The sequence below is a fragment of the Corynebacterium ulcerans genome (assembly GCF_900187135.1).
In the GTDB taxonomy this organism is placed as follows: Bacteria; Actinomycetota; Actinomycetes; order Mycobacteriales; family Mycobacteriaceae; genus Corynebacterium; species Corynebacterium ulcerans.
In genome coordinates this window covers 1,274,788-1,294,276 of sequence record NZ_LT906443.1, presented here as the reverse complement: position 1 = coordinate 1,294,276, position 19,489 = coordinate 1,274,788, and the positions used below count along the sequence as shown (strand labels likewise).

The 19,489-nt window shown below is 56.3% G+C and carries 11 protein-coding genes and 2 pseudogenes; 8 read left to right on the top strand and 5 right to left on the bottom strand.

What is annotated here, in order from left to right; translation table 11 throughout:
* The first annotated feature begins 35 nt into the window (after positions 1–35).
* The 8 genes and pseudogenes from CKV68_RS05780 to CKV68_RS05750 all read left to right on the top strand — a co-directional run bounded on the left by CKV68_RS05780 (position 36) and on the right by CKV68_RS05750 (position 13,871).
* Positions 36–1,358, top strand: coding sequence for a glycosyltransferase family 87 protein (locus CKV68_RS05780; protein ID WP_095075782.1), 1,323 nt, complete (start codon positions 36–38; stop codon positions 1,356–1,358).
* A gap of 365 nt (positions 1,359–1,723) precedes the next feature.
* On the top strand, positions 1,724–3,658 hold the full coding sequence (locus CKV68_RS05775) for an alpha/beta hydrolase-fold protein (protein ID WP_038619530.1): 1,935 nt from the start codon (positions 1,724–1,726) through the stop codon (positions 3,656–3,658).
* The gene (locus tag CKV68_RS05770; protein WP_013912530.1) at positions 3,658–4,185 is read left to right on the top strand and encodes a DUF732 domain-containing protein; all 528 of its coding nucleotides are present in this window, start codon (positions 3,658–3,660) and stop codon (positions 4,183–4,185) included. Before CKV68_RS05775 ends, CKV68_RS05770 begins: the two co-directional genes overlap by 1 nt.
* 5 nt (positions 4,186–4,190) lie before the next feature.
* Positions 4,191–5,117, top strand: coding sequence for a cutinase family protein (locus CKV68_RS05765; RefSeq protein WP_014836898.1), 927 nt, complete (start codon positions 4,191–4,193; stop codon positions 5,115–5,117).
* A 283-nt stretch (positions 5,118–5,400) separates the two neighbouring features.
* Positions 5,401–7,248, top strand: a complete 1,848-nt coding sequence (locus tag CKV68_RS05760; RefSeq protein WP_038619526.1) for a FadD32-like long-chain-fatty-acid--AMP ligase — start codon at positions 5,401–5,403, stop codon at positions 7,246–7,248.
* 210 nt (positions 7,249–7,458) lie between these two features.
* Positions 7,459–11,107 (top strand): annotated as a pseudogene (locus CKV68_RS05755) (beta-ketoacyl synthase N-terminal-like domain-containing protein); the annotation flags it as partial.
* Between the two features lie 107 nt (positions 11,108–11,214).
* Positions 11,215–12,294: pseudogene (locus tag CKV68_RS11490) on the top strand (alpha/beta fold hydrolase); the annotation flags it as partial.
* Between the two features lie 29 nt (positions 12,295–12,323).
* Positions 12,324–13,871 (top strand): acyl-CoA carboxylase subunit beta, encoded by a 1,548-nt coding sequence (locus tag CKV68_RS05750; RefSeq protein WP_095075780.1) that lies wholly within the window; start codon positions 12,324–12,326, stop codon positions 13,869–13,871.
* 64 nt (positions 13,872–13,935) lie between these two features.
* Here CKV68_RS05750 and CKV68_RS05745 read toward each other — a convergent pair whose 3' ends face one another.
* The 5 genes from CKV68_RS05745 to CKV68_RS05725 form a co-directional block, all read right to left on the bottom strand.
* Entirely contained in the window at positions 13,936–14,577 is a 642-nt protein-coding gene (locus CKV68_RS05745) for a DedA family protein (RefSeq protein WP_095076248.1), read from the bottom strand.
* Between the two features lie 121 nt (positions 14,578–14,698).
* Positions 14,699–15,286: a hypothetical protein gene (locus CKV68_RS05740; protein WP_095075779.1), complete on the bottom strand. Its 588-nt coding sequence runs from the start codon at positions 15,284–15,286 to the stop codon at positions 14,699–14,701.
* A gap of 164 nt (positions 15,287–15,450) precedes the next feature.
* Entirely contained in the window at positions 15,451–15,798 is a 348-nt protein-coding gene (locus CKV68_RS05735) for a DUF3054 domain-containing protein (protein ID WP_029975150.1), read from the bottom strand.
* The gene (locus tag CKV68_RS05730; protein WP_231910473.1) at positions 15,795–16,823 is read right to left on the bottom strand and encodes a lysylphosphatidylglycerol synthase transmembrane domain-containing protein; all 1,029 of its coding nucleotides are present in this window, start codon (positions 16,821–16,823) and stop codon (positions 15,795–15,797) included. Before CKV68_RS05730 ends, CKV68_RS05735 begins: the two co-directional genes overlap by 4 nt.
* 46 nt (positions 16,824–16,869) lie before the next feature.
* Positions 16,870–19,488, bottom strand: coding sequence for an MMPL family transporter (locus CKV68_RS05725; RefSeq protein WP_095075777.1), 2,619 nt, complete (start codon positions 19,486–19,488; stop codon positions 16,870–16,872).
* Between the last annotated feature and the right edge of the window lies 1 nt (position 19,489).

Here is a 19,489-nt window from a genome sequence, read left to right as displayed (position 1 = left end):
TGTTCATTACTGTTTTCTGCTTCCAAGGTGATCGCATGTGCCCTATGTCTGAGAAGTCTCAGCCATTCTTGACTCCACTTGGGTGGTTGCTGGCGCTCTTTGCAGGGTGGGCTGCGTGGTGGCAAGGTTCGCGCAATTCTCAACCTGATGACTGGGGAAGCTTGTGGGTCGGTGGACAGATTGTTGCGGATGGGCATGTGGATAGCCTTTATTCCATTGATCCCACAGATTTTGGCAATCCTATAGGGCCGGTGTGGGCAGCGTATGCGGAGCAAGTGAGTGACCTTGCTCCTTTTGTGCATCCCTTTGTTCACAACCCGCTGGTAGCCTATGCGCTGGCGCCGGCAACGCATCTGATGAGCTTTGCCACGAGTGCTTCGGTGCTGTTAGTGCTGAGCGGTGTATCGGTGGTCTTATTCAGTGCCGGTTGCATTAATTTATGGACGCGGCGGACTCCTCAGATAGTCCCTCTTGTTGTTTTGTCGGTGGCAGTGTGGGTGTCTGCGGCGACACAACTCAGCTTTTGGATCGGGCAGACCACCCCGATCATTATGATGCTAATTGCTGTAGGCCTTTCTATGAGCGTGCGCCGACCGTGGTTATCGGGACTGCTTTTATCGATTGCTGTTCTGATTAAACTCACGCCTGTGCTCATTGTGGTGATAATGCTGAGCTTTGCGGGGCGCAGGCGTGCCGGTGCGTGGGCTGCGGGTCTAAGTCTGCTTTGGGGTGCGCTTACGCTAGCGGTGGCACCATGGTCTGTTATTAGCGCATGGTGGCAGGCTTTGGGGTGGCTGGGGTCAAAGACGTTGGTTTCTGCGATCAATCAGTCGTTGGCATCGCTCTTGGCGTGGGGTCAACAGCCAGAGGGGAGCATCGTTGCCGTTATCGACGAGGCTCCCGCAGCCGTGATGTGGTGGAGCATGGGGATAGTGCTGGTTACTGTTGCCTTTTTCCTGGTGAGCCTGATCAAACTGAAGGATTTTCGGTTTGAGATTTGTGCGGTTATCGCATTTGTCGGCGTCACAGCATTATCGGGAATCGTATGGACTCACTATACGATGGTGGCATTTTTGGTTGTGACGGGATTAGTGGCACTGTCTGATAGGTCCTCCTGGTGGCCAGTACTAGGAGTTCTTCCTGCTGTCTTACTATTCCCACCGTTCGGAGAGGCATTCGTTTCTGTGGAAAGAACGCCTAATTCCCTCATGTGGGCGGGCTTTCTGTCGCTGATTCTCCCGATGATTGCGTTGGCTGGGATTGGGCTGGGGGCGCGTCCGGAGATTCGCGCTGACAGGAAAATTCGGTGGAGTTCTCTGGTGGAAGCGGTGGTGGAAACGACGGGTGGGCGCGGATAAGCAACGGCTTGGGCACCCTGATATTGGTGTGAAAATAGCGTATTAGAGCTAAAGAAGAGCAGAAAGTGCCGGTGTGTCACTGGCCAAAGTCTCAAGTTGAACTTAAACTTGAGAAACGACCTTGTGGCTCTATTGTCTTCGTGCCCACACACGATACGCCAGAGTCACTGCGGCGAGAACAAGTCAATAACTCGGTTGCATCGAGGCGTCTGTAACGGCGATCGGGGTAAGCGCAGATAGTATTAGGGAATTTCCGGAGGCGGGGAACCTCCGGAGATGCCCCGTCTGCATCATGCTTGCCTTTGGCATGTCGTGGTTGGCGCTGAAACACAATCAACCGTAACTACTAGAAGGACAAAGACTCTATGCGCGACACCGCATCCCGTCTCAGTAAACGTGGTTCCCTCTGGATCGCTGCGGCTGCTGTACCTGCTGCTTTGGCAGTAGGCGCTGCAGTTATCGTTCCAGCCACGACGACGGCTCAGAGCTCCCACATTGGTGGGCTTATCGACGACCAAACTGGCTATCTCAAAAACGAGGGAGTTCGCCGGACTCCGATTCGTACCGACCACCCGAAGATCGAAGGCCTGCCAGAGGGCGTGTCTATCGACCGTGTCGAGTGGATCACCAACCGCCGCATAGCGCTGTTTATCAAGTCGGCTGCGATGCCCGGCAACCCCATCCAGGTTCAGGTTCTTCTAGCCCGCGACTGGCATCAGGATCCCAACCGTACCTTCCCGTCTGTGTGGGCGCTTGACGGCCTGCGCGCTGTGGAAAACGAGAGCGGCTGGACTATCAACACCAATATTGAGCAGTTCTACGCAGACAAGAACGTCAACGTAGTCATGCCAGTTGGCGGCGAGTCCTCCTTCTACTCAGATTGGCAACGAGAGAACAACGGTAAGCACTACAAGTGGGAGACCTTCCTTACTCAGGAACTCGTGCCTGTGTTGTCTCATGGCTACCGCACCAATGACTCCCGCGCTGTTGTCGGCCTTTCCATGGGTGGAACCGCCGCAGTTAACTTGGCTGAGCGTCGCCCTGACCTGTTCAAGTTTGTTGGATCCTTCTCGGGTTACCTAGACACCACCTCTATCGGTATGCCTACGGCGATCCGAGCAGCACAGCAGGATGCTGGCGGATATGACACCACTGCGATGTGGGGACCGGACGGCTCTCAAGACTGGATTGACCACGATCCTAAGCTGGGCATCGAGGCCCTCAAAGGCATTAAGACCTATGTCTCTGCTGGCTCTGGACGCGATGACTATGGTCAGCCCGGTTCGGTTGCTAAGAACCAGGGAACCTATGCCGGCATTGGCCTTGAAGTTATCTCCCGCATGACTACCCAGACCTTTGTGGATTATGCCAAGCGCGCAGGAGTGGACGTAGTATCGCACTTCCGTCCTTCCGGCGTCCATGATTGGCCTTACTGGCAGTTTGAAATGACCCAGGCATGGCCGTACATGGCTGATGCACTTGGGCTTTCTTCTGAAGACCGCGGCGCATCCTGTGCAGCTATCGGTGCCATTGCTGAGGCAACCAAGGGCGGACAGGTGGGAGCCTGCGTAAATAACGAGTACGACATCGCTGGTGGCAAGGCTGAAGATTTTGTCGATGGCCGCGCTTACTGGTCGCCAGCAACTGGGGCGCATGCACTCAGTGGCCGCGTCGGGGCTCGTTATTCTGAGATTGGTGGCCCTAACTCTTGGTTGGGCTTCCCGGTTTCCAGTGACTTTAAGATCAAGGACAACGTCGTAGTTGCACTTTTTGAGCGAGGAAACATCTATTGGTCTCCAGAACGCGGCGCTTTTGAGGTTCCTAAGGACCTCGTGGATAAGTGGGGCGAGCTGAAATGGGAGAACGGATCTCTGGGATATCCGGTAGAGGATGCGAAGGAAATCAATGGCGGCCTGGTTCAGAAGTTCCAGGGCGGCTACGTTACCCGCGATAAAGACCATAAGAACCACTGGGTCCGTGGCGAGATCGCCAAGAAGTATGGCGAAATGGACACCGCGAAGTCCAAGCTGGGCTTCCCGACCTCCGACGAATACCTCATCCCAGGTGGTGCTTTCCAGCAGTTTGAGCACGGTAACATCTACTGGTCCGCAACAACTGGTGCGCACGTGATCTACAAGGGTGCGATCTTTGACGCTTGGGGTGCTAAGAAGTGGGAACAGGGAGAATATGGTTGGCCGACCTCTGACCAGACATCGATCCCCGCTGGCGGCGAAGAAATTTCCTTCCAACACGGCAAGATCAGTGAAATAAACGGACGCGTAGTGGAGGACCGTCGATAATGCGTAGCAACCGCCTCCTTGTTGGAGCTCTTCTGGCTTCCGTCGGCGTAACTCTTGCCGCCTGTGGCGGGGGAGCTACCGTTGAGGATTCTGGCACGAACACGAGTATCGCCCCGCTGACGCGGGAGGCTAAATCCTCTGAGTCTACGTCGGCTAAGAGCTCGGCTTCTGAGACAACGTCTGCGCAAGATTCGGGCTCTGCCCCGAATGGTGGCGGGCGCGTCGACGAGCCCTTCAAGGATGGCGCGGGCCAGGAAATTACCGCTAAACCGACTCCAGGAGAATCCTTCTCTGCAAAAGAAAAAGCATTTTTGGATTCCTTAACCAAGAGCGGCGTGAACATTGCTGGGGTAGAAAACCAGATGATCGGCGCTGCCGGAGTTGTATGCCAAGGAAATAGCCAATCGTTGAGTCCTGCCACTGTTCAGGCAGTTGCAGGGCAGCTTTTAGAGCAGCAACGATCAAAGCTTTCCTTTGACGAGCTGACCAAGCTCATTGATTCTTCGGCCCGATCCGCGTACTGCTAGAGCTTATGAAAAAACTGCTCACGGTCATAGCGACCATCGTGGTGTTGATGCTGATTCTTATGGGCATCGTTCGGTGGATGAACAATACGGATAACAACCCTCTCGATCCCGGTGATAAGGGTGCTGCACCCAAACCGGGAGAGACATCCGAGCCTGTTCAGCCCGATCATTGCCCAGCTGTGGAGTTTATTGCTGCACCAGGTACGTGGGAGTCGGCTAAGGATGATGATCCCATCAATCCAATGGCCAATCCCGCATCGTTTATGTTGTCGATTTCTCGACCGTTGCAAGAACAGTATTCTGCTGATCATGTCAAAGTCTGGACTCTGCCGTATACGGCACAGTTTAGGAACATTAATGCTCAGCATGAGTTGAGCTACGACGCGTCAAGGCAAGAAGGAACGTCCACTCTTGAGGGTGAGTTGATTCGTACCCACCAGGAGTGTCCGCTGACAGACTTCATCCTCGCTGGTTTCTCCCAGGGGGCAGTGATTGCTGGAGACATTGCTAACAAGATTGGTACCGGGCAGGGAGTTATTCCTGCCGAGCGTGTGAGGGGTGTCGCCCTCATCGCCGATGGTAGAAGGCAGCCAGGTGTGGGCCAGGCTGTAGGAAATCCGGTAGGCGGAGTTGGTGCAGAAGTTGCCCTCCAGCCACTCAATCTTGTAGTTCAGCCCATTGTTCCGGGAGCTACCATGCGTGGTCCACGTGCGAATGGCTTCGGTGAGCTGGATGCAAAGACTTTTGAGATCTGTGCACCAGACGACACGATTTGCGATGCTCCAGCGGATGTTGGAAACGCATTGGCGCGGGCTCAAGCACTGGTGGAGGCAAACGGCGTTCATGCGCTTTATGCCACCAATCCCCACGTGATCCCTGGAACTACTGCCAACCAATGGACAGTAGAATGGGCAAAAGGCCTGATCGGCTAAACGAGAATTATGAAAAAAGCTGGAAACTTTACAGGGGTTTCCAGCTTTTGCTTTTGAGGAGTAAGGGGCGGTGAGCTTTGGTGCCTACTGAGTGCGTCGTCGTGCTGCATGGCACGAGGATTGGTAGCCTATACCTGAAGATTTCCCCTAGATATCTACTTTTTTGATTATTGTGTAACACTTTCGCAATCAAAACTAATAGAGTAGATGGAACATTAAGCACTTTCGGTGCGGACGGACGGCTCTGCAATGGCCCCGCGCCAGGAACCCCTCAAGGAGACTTATGGATCTGAATCAGGCTATGCGCCAGTTCTTTGACGAGAAGGGCGAGATTAACCTTCGGCCCGAGCTGACCCTCGCTGGCCTTGGCGAGGTTCTCTTCCAAGCTGATGCTGCAATGGGTGGAGCTGACCGCCACTGCATCCGCTTCTGGGATTTCTCTTCCTCTCGGGAAGGCGAGGCCCGCGACTTTAACCGAACTGAGGTTAACACCCGAATTAAAGTTGTCGCAGCACGTCTTCAGCAAGTAGGCAGCATCGGCGACCGCGTGGCAATTTTGGCTAACAACAGCCCGGAGTACCTCTTTGGCTTCCTTGGCTCGCTCTACGCCGGTATGGTTCCAGTTCCGCTGTATGACCCCACAGAGCCGGGGCACGCAGACCACCTCACTGCAGTCATGGGAGACGCCAAGCCGACCATCGTGTTGACCAATAACACGTCCGCTACGGCTGTTCGTCGTTTCTTTGCGGAGATCCCAGGCGCAGAACGCCCACGCATCATTTCTATTGACTCCTTGCCTGATTCCGGCGCGCAGAGCTTTGTTAATCCGTTGCTCACCGAGGAGGGGCAGGCTTTCGCTGCAGCATTGAAGACGGCGCCGGTCGATCTTCCTGCATTCTTGCAGTACACCTCGGGATCCACACGCACTCCCGCGGGCGTTATGCTGACTAACCGTTCCATCTTGACCAACGTCTTGCAGATTTTTACGGCCATTCAGCTTAAGACACCACTGCGTCTTGTTTCTTGGCTTCCACTGCACCATGACATGGGCATCATCTTGGCCGCGTTTGTGACCTTGCTAGGCCTGGAGTTTGAGCTGATGGCTCCACGCGACTTCATCCAGCAGCCGTCACGCTGGGTAAACCAGCTTAAGCGCCGAGAAGGCGACAATGCGGTGTACACCGTCGTTCCTAACTTCGCACTGGAGTTGGCTGCTCGTTATGCTGCTCCTGAGGCCGGCTCGGATGCGGATTTCTCAAAGGTTGATGGTCTGATCGTAGGCTCCGAGCCTGTCACAGAAAAGGCAGTGAACGCCTTTGTGGAAGCATTTGGCCCCTTTGGCCTTAATCGTTCCGCAATCCGTCCTTCCTACGGTCTGGCAGAGGCTTCCCTCCTGGTGACCACGCCGCAGACTCCAGAACGCCCGAGCATTGCGTACTTTGATCGTGATGAACTCGCTGCAAACAAGGCCGTACGCGTTGATTCCGATTCTCCTGCAGCAGTGTCCATGATGGGCTGTGGCCAGGCAGTTGCTCCGCAGAAGCTTGTGATCGTAGACCCCGAGACCAAGCAGGAGCTTGCCGACGGCTCCATCGGTGAGATCTGGGTTCATGGAGATAACGTGGCTGCTGGTTACCTAGACCGCGATGCGGACACGGCGGAAACCTTCCGCAACACGTTGGCGGGCCGCTTGGCTGAGAACTCTCGTGCAGAGGGTGCTCCTGAGGACGACCGCTGGATGGCTACCGGCGACCTTGGCACGATGGTTGATGGAGATCTGTTTATTACGGGTCGTCTCAAGGACCTGGTCATTATCGCTGGACGTAACCACTATCCGCAGGATATTGAGTACACCGTGGATCACGCTTCTGAGCATATTCGTCCGGCAGCCGTCGCTGCTTTTGCTATTGAAGGCGACGACGTAGAGAAGCTGATCATCCTGGCTGAGCGTGACCTTGAGCGCGACGCTTCCGGTGATGCTGAAGCTATAGAGGCAATCCGTGCAGCAGTGACCGAGTCTCATGGCGTGGTGCCTACCGACATTCGTGTGGTTGCCCCTGGTGAGATTCTTCGTTCATCCTCCGGAAAGATCGCACGCCGCGTGAACAAGAAGGCATACCTAGAGCAGTAGTTGCTTGTGGAAAGAGAGGGGCGTCGAAAAGCTTAGTGCTCGACGGCCCCTCTTGTGCTTTGTAGTGCAGCTTTGTCGAATTGCACCGGATGAAACACTTGGTGCCTCAGTGACGATATAGAATAGAACGACTGTCGTAGGTAAATCTTATCGGCACCCCTCCCTTAGAGGTGCCGATATTTCGCCGATCACTGAGAAGGTTTTATACGTATGGATTCTCGCCAGGGTGCCAAAAATGCGATGACCACCGAGCAACTGCGAGCGTGGTTGCGAGACTGGGTTATTGCTACCACTGGGCTACCGGCCGAAGAGATCACAGATGACAAGCCGATGCAGTCTTTCGGTCTGTCATCTCGTGATGTTGTGCTGCTGTCCGGCGAGTTGGAGAACCTCCTTGGTGTTCAGCTTGATGCAACAATTGCCTATGAATATCCGACTATCACGGCGTTGTCTAAGCGCTTGGTAGAGGGCGCTCCTCGCGAGCAATCTGCACGTTTGCAGAAGCTCACTCGCACCTCGAACACCCCAGGTAACCACGACATTGCGATCGTGGGCATGGCGGCTCGTTACCCAGGTGCGCACAATATCGATGAGATGTGGTCCATGCTCGTTGAGGGGCGTGACGGCATCACCGATCTTCCCATCGGACGTTGGTCGGAATACGCAGCCGATGAGGTTACGACCAAAAAGATGGCTGACATCGATTTCCGGGGCGGTTACCTGGACGATATTTCCAGCTTTGACGCCGAGTTTTTTGGGCTGTCACCGTTAGAGACCGTGAACATTGACCCGCAGCAGCGCATCATGCTTGAGCTGACGTGGGAGGCATTGGAGCACGCGCACATTGCGCCCTCCAGCCTGCGCGGGGAGCCGGTAGGCGTGTTCGTTGGTTCTTCCAGCAACGACTACGGCATGCTGATCAGCGCCGATCCCTCCGAGTCTCATCCTTATGCGCTCACGGGAACTGCCAGCTCGATTATTCCTAACCGCATCTCCTATGCGTTTGACTTCCGTGGCCCATCGGTCAACGTGGACACTGCGTGTTCCTCCTCGTTGGTGTCTGTGCACCAAGCTGTTCGTGCGCTGCGTGAGGGAGAAGCCTCCGTCGCTGTGGCTGGCGGTGTGAACATCCTCGCTGCGCCTTTTGTGTCCACAGGCTTTGGCGAGTTGGGCGTTTTTAGCCCCACCGGAAAGATCCATGCTTTCTCCGATGACGCAGACGGCTTTGTGCGTTCCGACGGCGCCGGCGTACTCATTTTGAAGCGCGTCCAGGACGCCATTACGGACGGCGACACTATCCTCGCCGTGATCAAGGGTTCCGCAGTCAACTCTGACGGGCACTCCAATGGCCTAACTGCACCCAACCCTGACGCGCAGGTAGATGTCCTCCATCGCGCATATAATGATGCCGGCGTGGACCCCGCGACTGTGGACTATGTAGAGGCACACGGCACCGGCACGATCCTCGGTGATCCCATTGAGGCCACCTCTCTGGGCAAGGTTTTGGGCCCCGGACGTGATTTTGCCACGCCCACGTTGCTCGGTTCAGCTAAGACAAACTTCGGGCACACCGAGTCTGCTGCGGGCGCTGCAGGTCTGATCAAGGTCGTGCTTTCTATGACTAACGACGTGCTGCCGCCGTCGCTCAACTACACGGCGCCGAACCGCTATGTTGACTTTGATGCGGAGCACCTTGAGGTCATCGAAGATCCTCGCGAATGGCCACAGTACTCAGGTCACAAGATCGCAGGCGTGTCCGGATTCGGCTTTGGTGGCACCAACGCTCACGTGGTTGTGTCCTCCTTCGAGCCTGAGGAATACACCACTCAGCACCAGCCCACCCCGCAGCTTATAGATCCTGAGAACCCGCATGCGGTCACCCTTGAGGTATCGGGGCTGTTGCCGTCGCGACGCAGGGAGGTCGCTGCACAGCTTGCAGACTTCTTGGAAGGCCGTGCAGATGAGGACCTGATTAAAGTTGCGCGTAGCGTGGCTAAGCGTAACCATGGGCGCTCTCGTGCCGTGGTCCACGCGGATACCACTGCTGATGCTGTGAAGCGTCTGCGTCAGGTTGCGGAAGGCAAGATCAGTGCCGGTATCGCCGCCGCAGATTCGCCGGCTACCGTTGGCCCCGTTTTTGTGTACTCCGGTTTCGGTTCCCAGCATCGCAAGATGGTGAAGAACCTGGTGGCTATGTCCTCCGAGTTCCGGGCGCGACTGGAAGAACTTAATCAGCTGGTAGCTTTTGAATCGGGCTGGTCCATCCTGGACATCGTTGCTGACGATGAACAGACCTATGACACGGAAACCGCGCAGGTGGCTATCACCGCAATCCAGATCGCGCTGACCGATCTTCTGGCTTCCTACGGGGCGCGTCCGGCCGCCGTGATGGGCATGTCTATGGGCGAGATCGCTGCGGCCTATGCAGCCGGCGGGCTTAGCGCTGAGGATGCTATGCGCATTGCTTGCCACCGCTCCAGACTCATGGGTGAGGGCGAGAAGTCTCTTCCTGAGGACGAGCTCGGCGCGATGGCCGTGGTGGAGTTCTCTGTAGAGGCACTCGACGAGTTTATTGCCACCCACCCAGACTTCGCAGGTATTGAGCCTGCCGTTTATGCAGGACCAGGCATGACCACAGTGGGCGGCCCACGAGAAGCAGTGGTGCGCCTTGTGGAGAAGCTGGAGTCGGAAGAGAAATTCGCTCGACTTCTTAACGTTAAGGGTGCTGGTCATACGAGTGCCGTCGAACCGCTCCTTGGCGAACTCGCCGCGGAGACCTCAGACATCACTCCGTTGCCGATCACCATTCCGCTGTTTAGCTCCGTGGATCGGGGAGTCACATACCCTGTGGGATCTGTGGTGCACGACTCGGACTATTGGCTGCGCTGTACCCGTCAGGCTGTATGGTTCCAGGATGCCACTGAGCAGGCATTTGCGGCAGGGCATACGATGCTGGTGGAAATTTCGCCAAACCCGGTTGCCTTGATGGGCATGATGAACACGGCGTTTAGTGTAGGCAGAGGCGACGCTCAACTCCTGTTCGCGCTCAAGCGCAAGGTGAGCGAGGCCGAGTCGATCCGGGACCTCCTAGGCAAGATGTATGTCCAGGGTGCCCCGATAGATTTCAGCCGTCTCTACGGGGAAGGCGAAACTATTCACGCTCCCCATATCCCGTGGAAGCGCCAACGGTATTGGACCGCTGCACGCCCGTCATCGGGCAACCATGCAGCATTGCCTGGCACAAAGGTGACTCTGCCCAAGGGGGCGGTGGCTTTCTCCACCACGGCTGACCTCGTTCCTTCCGCAGCAGCACTACTGGAAGCCGCCGTTGAGGCTGTTCTTCCAGGCGCCACGCTTATCGCCGTCGAGGAGACGGGCACGTTGCCGCCGTCGGGTGATCTGACCACTGTGGTCACCCGCAATATCGGTGGCGTGAGCGTCGAGATTCACCGCGTTATGGGTGACACCACCGTTGCCGTTGCAGAGGGTTTTGCCACCGCTGTGGCACTAGCAGCTGATTCTTTTGAGACTCCTGCGCCGCTGACTCAGGATATTCCGGTAAAGCAGCCGGAACAGCCTTCTGATTTTGTGGGCGAGTCCCTGCGCTGGGATCCCACGAGCGGGGAAACCGTGGAGCAGCGGATGCGCGCTATCGTCTCCGAGGCAATGGGGTATGACGTGGAAGATCTTCCGCTTGAACTTCCTCTTATTGACTTGGGCCTGGACTCCTTGATGGGTATGCGCATCAAGAACCGCATTGAGTATGACTTCCAGATTCCACCGTTGCAGGTGCAGGCGCTTCGCGACGCTTCCGCGGCCGAGGTAGTCACCCTGGTAGAAGGATTGGTTGCGGCCAAACCAGCTGGCGACGGTACTGCGTCCGCGGTCACCGCCGACGCAGAGAGCACGCCGTCGCCGGTACCCACTGTTGTAGAGAAGAGCGAACCTCGTGACGGTGCTAAAGGCGTCGGAGTGGCTCCGCGTGACGCGTCGGAACGCCTCGTCTTTGCTACCTGGGCGGGAATCACAGGTGCTGCTGCAGCGGGAGTGACCAGCGAGCTTCCATCAATCACCGAGGAACAGGCCAAGGACATTGCTGAGCGCCTCACCGAGCGCGGTGGCATTGAAGTGACTACAGAGCAGGTTTTTGCAGCTGAGACTCTAGAGCCGCTGGCCAACATTGTCCGCGAGGGACTGGAAACCGACGTGGAAGGCAACATCCGCGTGCTGCGCGCGCGTCCGGAAGGCTCGACCGCCCCGGCCGTGTTCATGTTCCACCCGGCCGGAGGATCTTCGGTTGTGTACCAACCACTGATGCGACGACTTCCGGCAGAGGTACCCGTTTATGGTGTGGAGCGCCTTGAGGGTGCTTTGGAGGACCGTGCTGCTCAATACCTCGATGAGATTAAGCGCTACTCAGATGGGCTTCCTGTCATTTTGGGTGGTTGGAGCTTTGGTGGAGCGCTGGCCTATGAGGTTGCTCATCAGCTACAAGGCAGTGGCGTAGAGATCGCCACGATTGCTCTCCTGGATACGGTTCAGCCAAAGAACCCCGCGCCAGACACAATGGAAGAGACCAAGAAGCGGTGGGAACGGTACTCGGCGTTTGCCAAGAAGACCTACGGCCTTGACTTCCCGGTTCCCTATGAGCTCTTGGAAACCGCTGGTGAAGACGCTCTTCTGACCATGATGAGTGAGTTCTTGGCCAACACAGATGCCTCTGAGCACGGCCTTTCTGCTGGTGTGCTAGAACACCAGCGCGCCTCCTTTGTGGATAACCGAATTCTGGACAAGATGGATATGCAGCGTTGGGCTGGTGTGAAGGCTCCTGTGATCCTGTTCCGCGCAGAACGTATGCACGATGGGGCGATTGAACTTGAGCCGGCGTACGCTGAGATTAATCAGGATGGTGGTTGGTCGGCTATCGTGGAGCAGTTGGACATTGTGCAACTGCGCGGTGATCACCTTGCGGTGGTCGATGAGCCGGAAATCGCTACGGTGGGCCTTGAGCTGACCAAGCGAATTGCAGAACTGCACAGTAAATAATCCCCAAGCAGGTGACTGACTAAGTGAGCATGAAGACAACTGCGGAAAAGCTAGCTGACCTACGCGCGCGCCTTGAGAAGGCTCAAGACCCGGGCAGCGAGCGTGCCCGAGCGAAGCGCGACGAGGCAGGTTTTACGACCCCCCGTCAGCGTATTCAGCGACTCCTTGATGACGGCTCTTTCGTAGAAATCGGCGCACTTGGCCGTACCCCCGACGAAAAAGATGCTCCTTACGGTGACGGCGTGGTTACCGGATACGGGCGTATCGACGGCCGTCCCGTGGCCATTTACGCACACGATAAGACGGTATATGGCGGTTCCGTGGGCGTGACCTTTGGTCGTAAGGTCTGTGAGGTCATGGACATGGCCATCAAAATTGGTTGCCCGGTGATCGGCATTCAGGATTCTGGCGGCGCTCGTATCCAAGATGCCGTGACCTCGCTAGCCATGTATTCGGAGATTTCCCGCAGGCAGCTTCCGCTGTCTGGCCGTAGCCCGCAGATCTCCATCATGATGGGTAAGTCCGCCGGCGGTGCCGTATACGCTCCGGTGACCACTGACTTTGTGGTGGCTGTCGATGGGCGTGCAGAGCTCTACGTTACTGGCCCTGCCGTGATCAAGGAGGTCACTGGCGAGGACATTAGCTCCCATGATCTGGGCTCGGCTCGTCAGCAGGAACTCAACGGCAACGTCTCCTATGTCGCTGCCGATGAGGAGGATGCATTCAATTATGTCCATGATCTTTTGCAGCACCTTCCGTTGACATGTCAGGATCCCAACCCTGAGTATTGGGCCCCCGCGGACGAGGATCTCACCGGCGACGAAGCCTTGGATACCTTCATGCCGGATGACACCAACGCCGGCTATGACATGCACGATCTGCTCAAGCGTCTTTTTGACTCCGATGATTTCCTTGAGGTGCAGCCGAACTTCGCGCCTAACTTGATCACGGGTTTTGCGCGTATCGATGGCAAATCTGTGGGTGTGGTGGCCAACCAGCCACTAGAGTTTGCCGGCTGCATCGACGCTGATGCGGCCGACAAGGGTGCTCGTTTTATCCGCATTTGCGACGCCTACAACATCCCTGTTCTGTTCGTGGTCGATACCCCCGGCTACCTACCAGGCGTGGACCAGGAGAAAGCCGGACTGATCCACCGTGGTGCCAAACTAGCCTTTGCTCTGGTGGAAGCTACGGTTCCTAAGATCTCGTTGATCGTGCGCAAGGCTTATGGCGGAGCGTATGCGGTGATGGGGTCCAAGAACCTCACTGGTGACATCAACCTGGCATGGCCAACCGCTCAGATCGCTGTGATGGGCGCTGCGGCGGCGTCCGTGATGATCCAGGGCAAGCAGCTGGCCATGATCGAGGATGAGACTCAGCGGACGTACATGAAGAAGGTCTTCATGGATTTCTACGACGAGAACATGACCAGCCCCTATGTCGCTGCTGAACGTGGCTATATTGACGCGATGATCCAGCCTCATGAGACTCGTATTGCTTTGCGACGCGCACTGCGTCAGCTAGAAACTAAAGATCTGCACGATCTGCCTAAGAAGCACACCATTTCTCCTATGTAGTGCGACTGGGCACTCTATGGCACGTGAAAATCCCCTGGCTCTAGAACCAGGGGATTTTCACGTATTAGCTACTGCGCTGCGCGTATTCTTCTGCCTTTTTATCCAGCCAGCGTCCTGTTACCTTGCCAAAGAGAATGGCGGCGATCGCCATGGCCAGAACAGCTCCGCCGAGCACCCAGGAAATATCGTTGATCCAGGTATGTGCAGCTTTGCCTAAAAGTCCAACCATAAGGGTGACAGTTCCCGCCCAGGCTATAGCTCCCGCAACGTTGGCAAAAAAGAAGTGACTATAGGGCATACGCGTTACGCCTGAGAGTGGTCCTGCGAGAATGCGAAGCAGCGCTATGAAACGGCCGCCGAGGACGACAGGAACTCCTTTAGTACGCATAAGGTGTTCCGCGTAACGCATTCTGTTGGGTGATAAATGGCGAGGGAAGCGCTTTTCTAACCAAGAGGTGAGGTGATGTCCGTAGCGATGCCCTAGGGAATAACCTATGTTATCGCCGATCACTGCCCCGATGCATGCTGCAGCAAAGACCCACTGCAGATGAATATTCGCGGTGTGAGTGGTGGATAGGAGAGACGCGGCGATTACTGCGGTTTCACCGGGGATGGGGATTCCGATGCTTTCAATCAACACTCCGAATCCTACGATTGCATACACAATTACTGGGCTAAGCCCCGTAAGAAAAGTCTCCACTGTCATTGTGTTTAGGTTAGTCGAATACGCTGACAAGAGAGAGCTGTGTGAGTGATGAGTTCCCCCTTAAGCCCCTGGGGGTGGCATACGAATATCATGTATGCCACCCCCAGGCGATATTGAAGACCTACGCGTTTGGGGTGAAAGCGTCTTTAATACCGTCTGTTGGCACGTTGAAGTGCGTTGCGACCTTCTGCATAATGGCCAGCCATTCCGCGGAGAGCTTGAGATTGCTTATGGCGCTTTGTACCTTCTGGGCGGCCTGGATAAAGGCTTCTTCCTTGGATGTTTGGGCGTCGGAGTACTGCTCAGTCAGTGTGTCCAGCATATCCGTGATGTGCTTTTTAGCTATGGTGGCGTCTTCGCGAGTGGCGTCGATTGCTTCCCGAAGCTGCTCTTCGGAGTGCTTTCTATCGGCGCTTTGGATGAAAGACTCAATCTCACCCTCACCTGGGGTGTAGTTGTTGAGTACTTCCCTCCCCTCATGCTGGATATAAGCAACGGCCCCGCCCTGGGAAGTGATCTTGGTGAGCAGCTCTGTTGCCTCTTGGAGCTTTTCCTCGTGGGTCTTGGGGGCTTCTTCGGCGTCTTGCGCGGCGGTCACCGCGTTCACAAGGCCAGCATCTGCTGCTAGTGCAGGGGCGGCGGGGGCGATAATGGCTGTGGCGAGGATGCCGCTGACGATAAGGGAAATCCGGCGTGAAGACGTAGACATAGAAGACCTCTTTGCTGTGTTGTTCTGGATGTTGTGTTGAATCAAGATTCATTTCCAAAGCCGCACAGGGCCCTGGTAGCGGAACCTAAAGTATGCGATTACTTCCAGAAGTTAACATAACAAAAAGTATACGTTAAGGGAATACTTATTTTCTGGGGATTTGGTTAACCCTTTACCTTTGTACTGTGTAGCTTGCCAGCCACAACACGCCAGCCTAAGAGCAAGATTCCGCTCATCACTGTAGCGACGATCATGAAGGACCAATGGGGAACCTGACCGTGACGGATACCCCATACAGTGAGGCCGGCTGCTGCCGTAGCGACCCAAACGATAGCGCCATTACCGAGGGCCAGAGGGTTGCGGGCGCGTATGAGAAGCCAGCCCAAGGCTGTGCCGATGAGGAATGGCCACCAGGTATCGAGGATTTGGAGTATGCCCAGGCCGCCATGCGCAGCGCGGGCGAAGATGGCGAATGCGAGGACGGCGATAACGTCGTACCAGAAGTACTTCATGAGGTTGCGGTCTCCTTATAAGGTTCGTTGTCCTGATCACCATAGCTTGCGCGTATCCCGCCACGGGCGACGGTGATGAAGTAGATGATCCAGCCGATGGCTGTGATGAGCGCAAAGGACACAATGCGGTAGACAAAGACTGCGCCAAAGGCTGTGGACACGGTCATACCCACCGCCACGAGGCTCGCTGTCATGGCGGCCTCGACGGGGCCCACACCTGCCGGGGTGATCTGCGCAGTGCCCACGATTTTTGCGGTGACAAAGGCGAGAGTCACACCCAGGAATGAGGGGATCTCGCCGACGCGTTCCAACCCGGGGAGATTGCCCGTAACGGCCCAGATGCACAGCCAGAGGCTGGCGACGTCGAAAAGCCAGTTGGAGAGCGAGAGTAATGAAACCACGCGAAAACGACTAGGAGTGAGGCGTACGGCGTCGAGTTGGGAGATCTGCCCCTTGATGGTGGGGATCCAGCGTTCGGGGTCCTTGCGCATGAGGCGGTTAAAGGCGCGGACGATGCCGGTGGCGTAGCGGCTGGTCGTGCGTGGATTATTGGTTGCTGCGTAGAGCAAGACGGAGACGCCGATCATAACGCTAGCGGTTCCTAGCAGGGGCCATATGCTGAACTGGGCCCCCATGAATAAGACGCCGACAATTCCCAAGGCCACCAGCCAGAGCGTGGACAGAGCGCCGGAGACTACGATAAACCACGAGCTCACGAGGATACTCACGCCCCAGTTACGCATGGTTTTGAATTGATACACCGTGGAAATCGCTGCGCCTCCTGGGAACGTGCCCGACCAGGAGTTAGCGATGAACACCAGCTGAGTGGTGTGCAGCAGGCTGACCTTGGAGCCGCCAGCTCGGAGGAGCTGCCGCATGACTTCGGCCATCGCGATCAAAGAGATAAGAACTGCGACAACGGACAGAACGAGCCCAGTGTTGTTTGCCTCTAGCACCTCGCGGTATCCCTCGGCGAGGAACGGCATTTTATCGCGTAGCAAGAAGGCGGCGATCGCAAGGATCACCAGCGGTCCTAAAAACCGCACCCACTTGTTATGCCACCATCGGGCTCTAATGTTCTTCACGCAGACGCTTCACCAGCTCAGAGAAGGGGACGAGCTCGTTATCCTCGGAGGCAATACGTCCGGATCGACCTGCGGTCCGGGGATCCACCACTGTTGTGTCGGACACGAGGGTTTCGCGTCGCGAGTGATGGAGTTTGCGCTTCGGGGTATGTGAGCCTTGCCCCTCCACTGTATCGGCGGCTCCTGAATCGTGCGTTGTAGCAGCAGTGCTGCCCCATGTGCGCTTTGGGTTAAAAGCAGGTGCTGCAGCGTGCGGAGGAGTGCGCGGAGGCGCAGGTCGCGGAGGTATAGGCCGTGGGGAAGTGGGTTGCTGGGGAGCGGGCTGCTGCTGAGCAGGGCGAGGTGGGTAAGGGTGTTCCTTCACTGGGGCCATGGTGCTCGTGTCGTCCATATAGGCGGATACTGGGACGCGAGGTTGCACGGGCTCGACGCGCCTCACAGGCGTATCGACGCTCTCCACCAGTGGAGAAGCAACAGGTAGTGGTTCAGGGGCAGAGTTATGGCCCATGGCTTCGGAGGCTCGCTTGACCCATCGGGGCGCCCACCAGTTGTCTTCACGCAGCAGGTGCATGACCGCGGGAACTAGAAGCATGCGGATGATGGTGGCGTCGAAAAGCAACGCTACGACCATGCCAAACGCGATGTACTTCATCATCACGATCTCGGAGAACCCAAACGCACCACAGACCACGATCATGATCAGCGCGGCAGCCGTAATAATGCCGCCGGTGTGGGCAGTGCCGTACTTGATGGCTTCGTCGGTGGACTCACCGTTGTCGCGTGCCTCCACCATGCGGGAGACCAAGAACACCTCGTAGTCCGTGGATAGGCCGTAGACAATCGCCATGATGAGAACCAAGACGGGACTCATCAATGGGCCGGCGGAGAAGTTAAAGAGGCTGGAGCCGATGCCGTCGACGAACATTGCGGTGAGAATGCCCAGGGTGGCGCCCATGCCCAGGATCGTCATGATGATGGCTTTTGCCGGCAGGATCATCGAGCCGAACACCAGAGACATCAAAATGAATGTGGCTAGCACGATGTAGATTGCCATCCACGGCAGCTTGCCAAAGAGCGCCTCAATGGATTCAACCTCCATTGCCGGGGTGCCGCCGATGTGCACGCTGACGCCTTCAGGAACCTCGATTGCTCGGAGCTGTTTTACCACTGACTCGTTGTCTTTGCGCTCGGCGATGCCAGCAGAAAGAACGGTGGTGCCTTCTTTAGTAGCGGTCGACGGCTTAAACCTATCGGTGAGGCCCGTGATCGCGTTTGCCTGTTGGTATACCTTGATCAGCTGATCGTTAGTGGCATTAGAAACTACCAGCTTGATGGGTTCTGTACGGAAGGCAGGGAACTCTTGGTCAAAGGTGGACTGAGCCTTACGGACATCGCTGTTAGGCGGCAGGTATGTCTCATTGATTCCGCCGAACGTGATTCCCGCGAGCGGAACCGTCAACGCGATCAAAAGGAAGACGAGAGAGACAACGACGGTTTTGGAACGCTTCATGGCCCAGGCGGGTAGCTTGTACCACCAGGTATCGGAAAGCGTGCGAGCGCTGCGATTAGTTCGGCGCAATGTCCACTTGTCGATCTTTGTCCCCAGCATCGCAAAGATCGAGGGCAGTACCGTGATGGACAGTAAAGCAGCAAGACCGACGGCGCTGATGGCGCCGTAGGCTACCGACTTAAGGAAGGCCTGCGGGAAGACCAACAGTCCGGAAAGGGCCACGGCCACCATGGCTGCAGAGAAGACCACGGTCTTTCCAGCGGTAGACGTGGTTATGCGCACCGCGTCACGGATATCTCGGCCCTGGTCCATCTCCTCACGGAAGCGAGACACCATGAAAAGCCCGTAGTCAATGGCTAAGCCCAAACCAAGCAGCGTGACCACGGATTGTGCGAACACATTCACTTGAGCGAAACCGGCGAGAATGGACAGCACGCCAAGGGAACCCAAAATGGAGAGAATGCCCACGATGAGAGGCATAAAGGCGGCTACTACTGAGCCGAAAACAAACAGCAGCAAAATAGCCACGAGCGGAAGTGCTACCACTTCCGCACGTTTGATATCGCCCGCCATACCGGAATCCAAGGCATCAGCGACCGCAGTAGCTCCGGCTACTTGGACAGTCACACCGTCAAATTTCGGCTTCAGATTTCCTTTGATCGCTCGGAAATCTTTCAAGGTTTGCTCGTGGTCACCTTTGAGGGAGACCGCGGCAAAGGCCGTTTTCCCGTCCTTGGATAGCAACTGAGCATTGCGGTTATCAAAGTACGATGTGACGTCCGCGATCTGGTCGGGATGCAAAGCTTTGAGGTCGCCCAGATACTGCTTGATCTCATCGAAGTTCTTGTTCTTAGCTATTCCGTCTTCAGAAGAGAAGAGGAGCACAACGTCGCCGGAGTTGTCGCGACCAAAGACTTCTTGCTCAATATTGGCAGCCTGAGTCGAGGAAGAACCGGGATCATCCCAGCCTTCTTGGCTCATGCGTTCGGCAAGGCGGATGCCAAAGATACCGTAGATCGCCACGATAAACACGACGATTGCTACGGGCACCACGCGACGGTGGCGGTAAGCGAAGTCTCCCCAGCGTGAGAACATG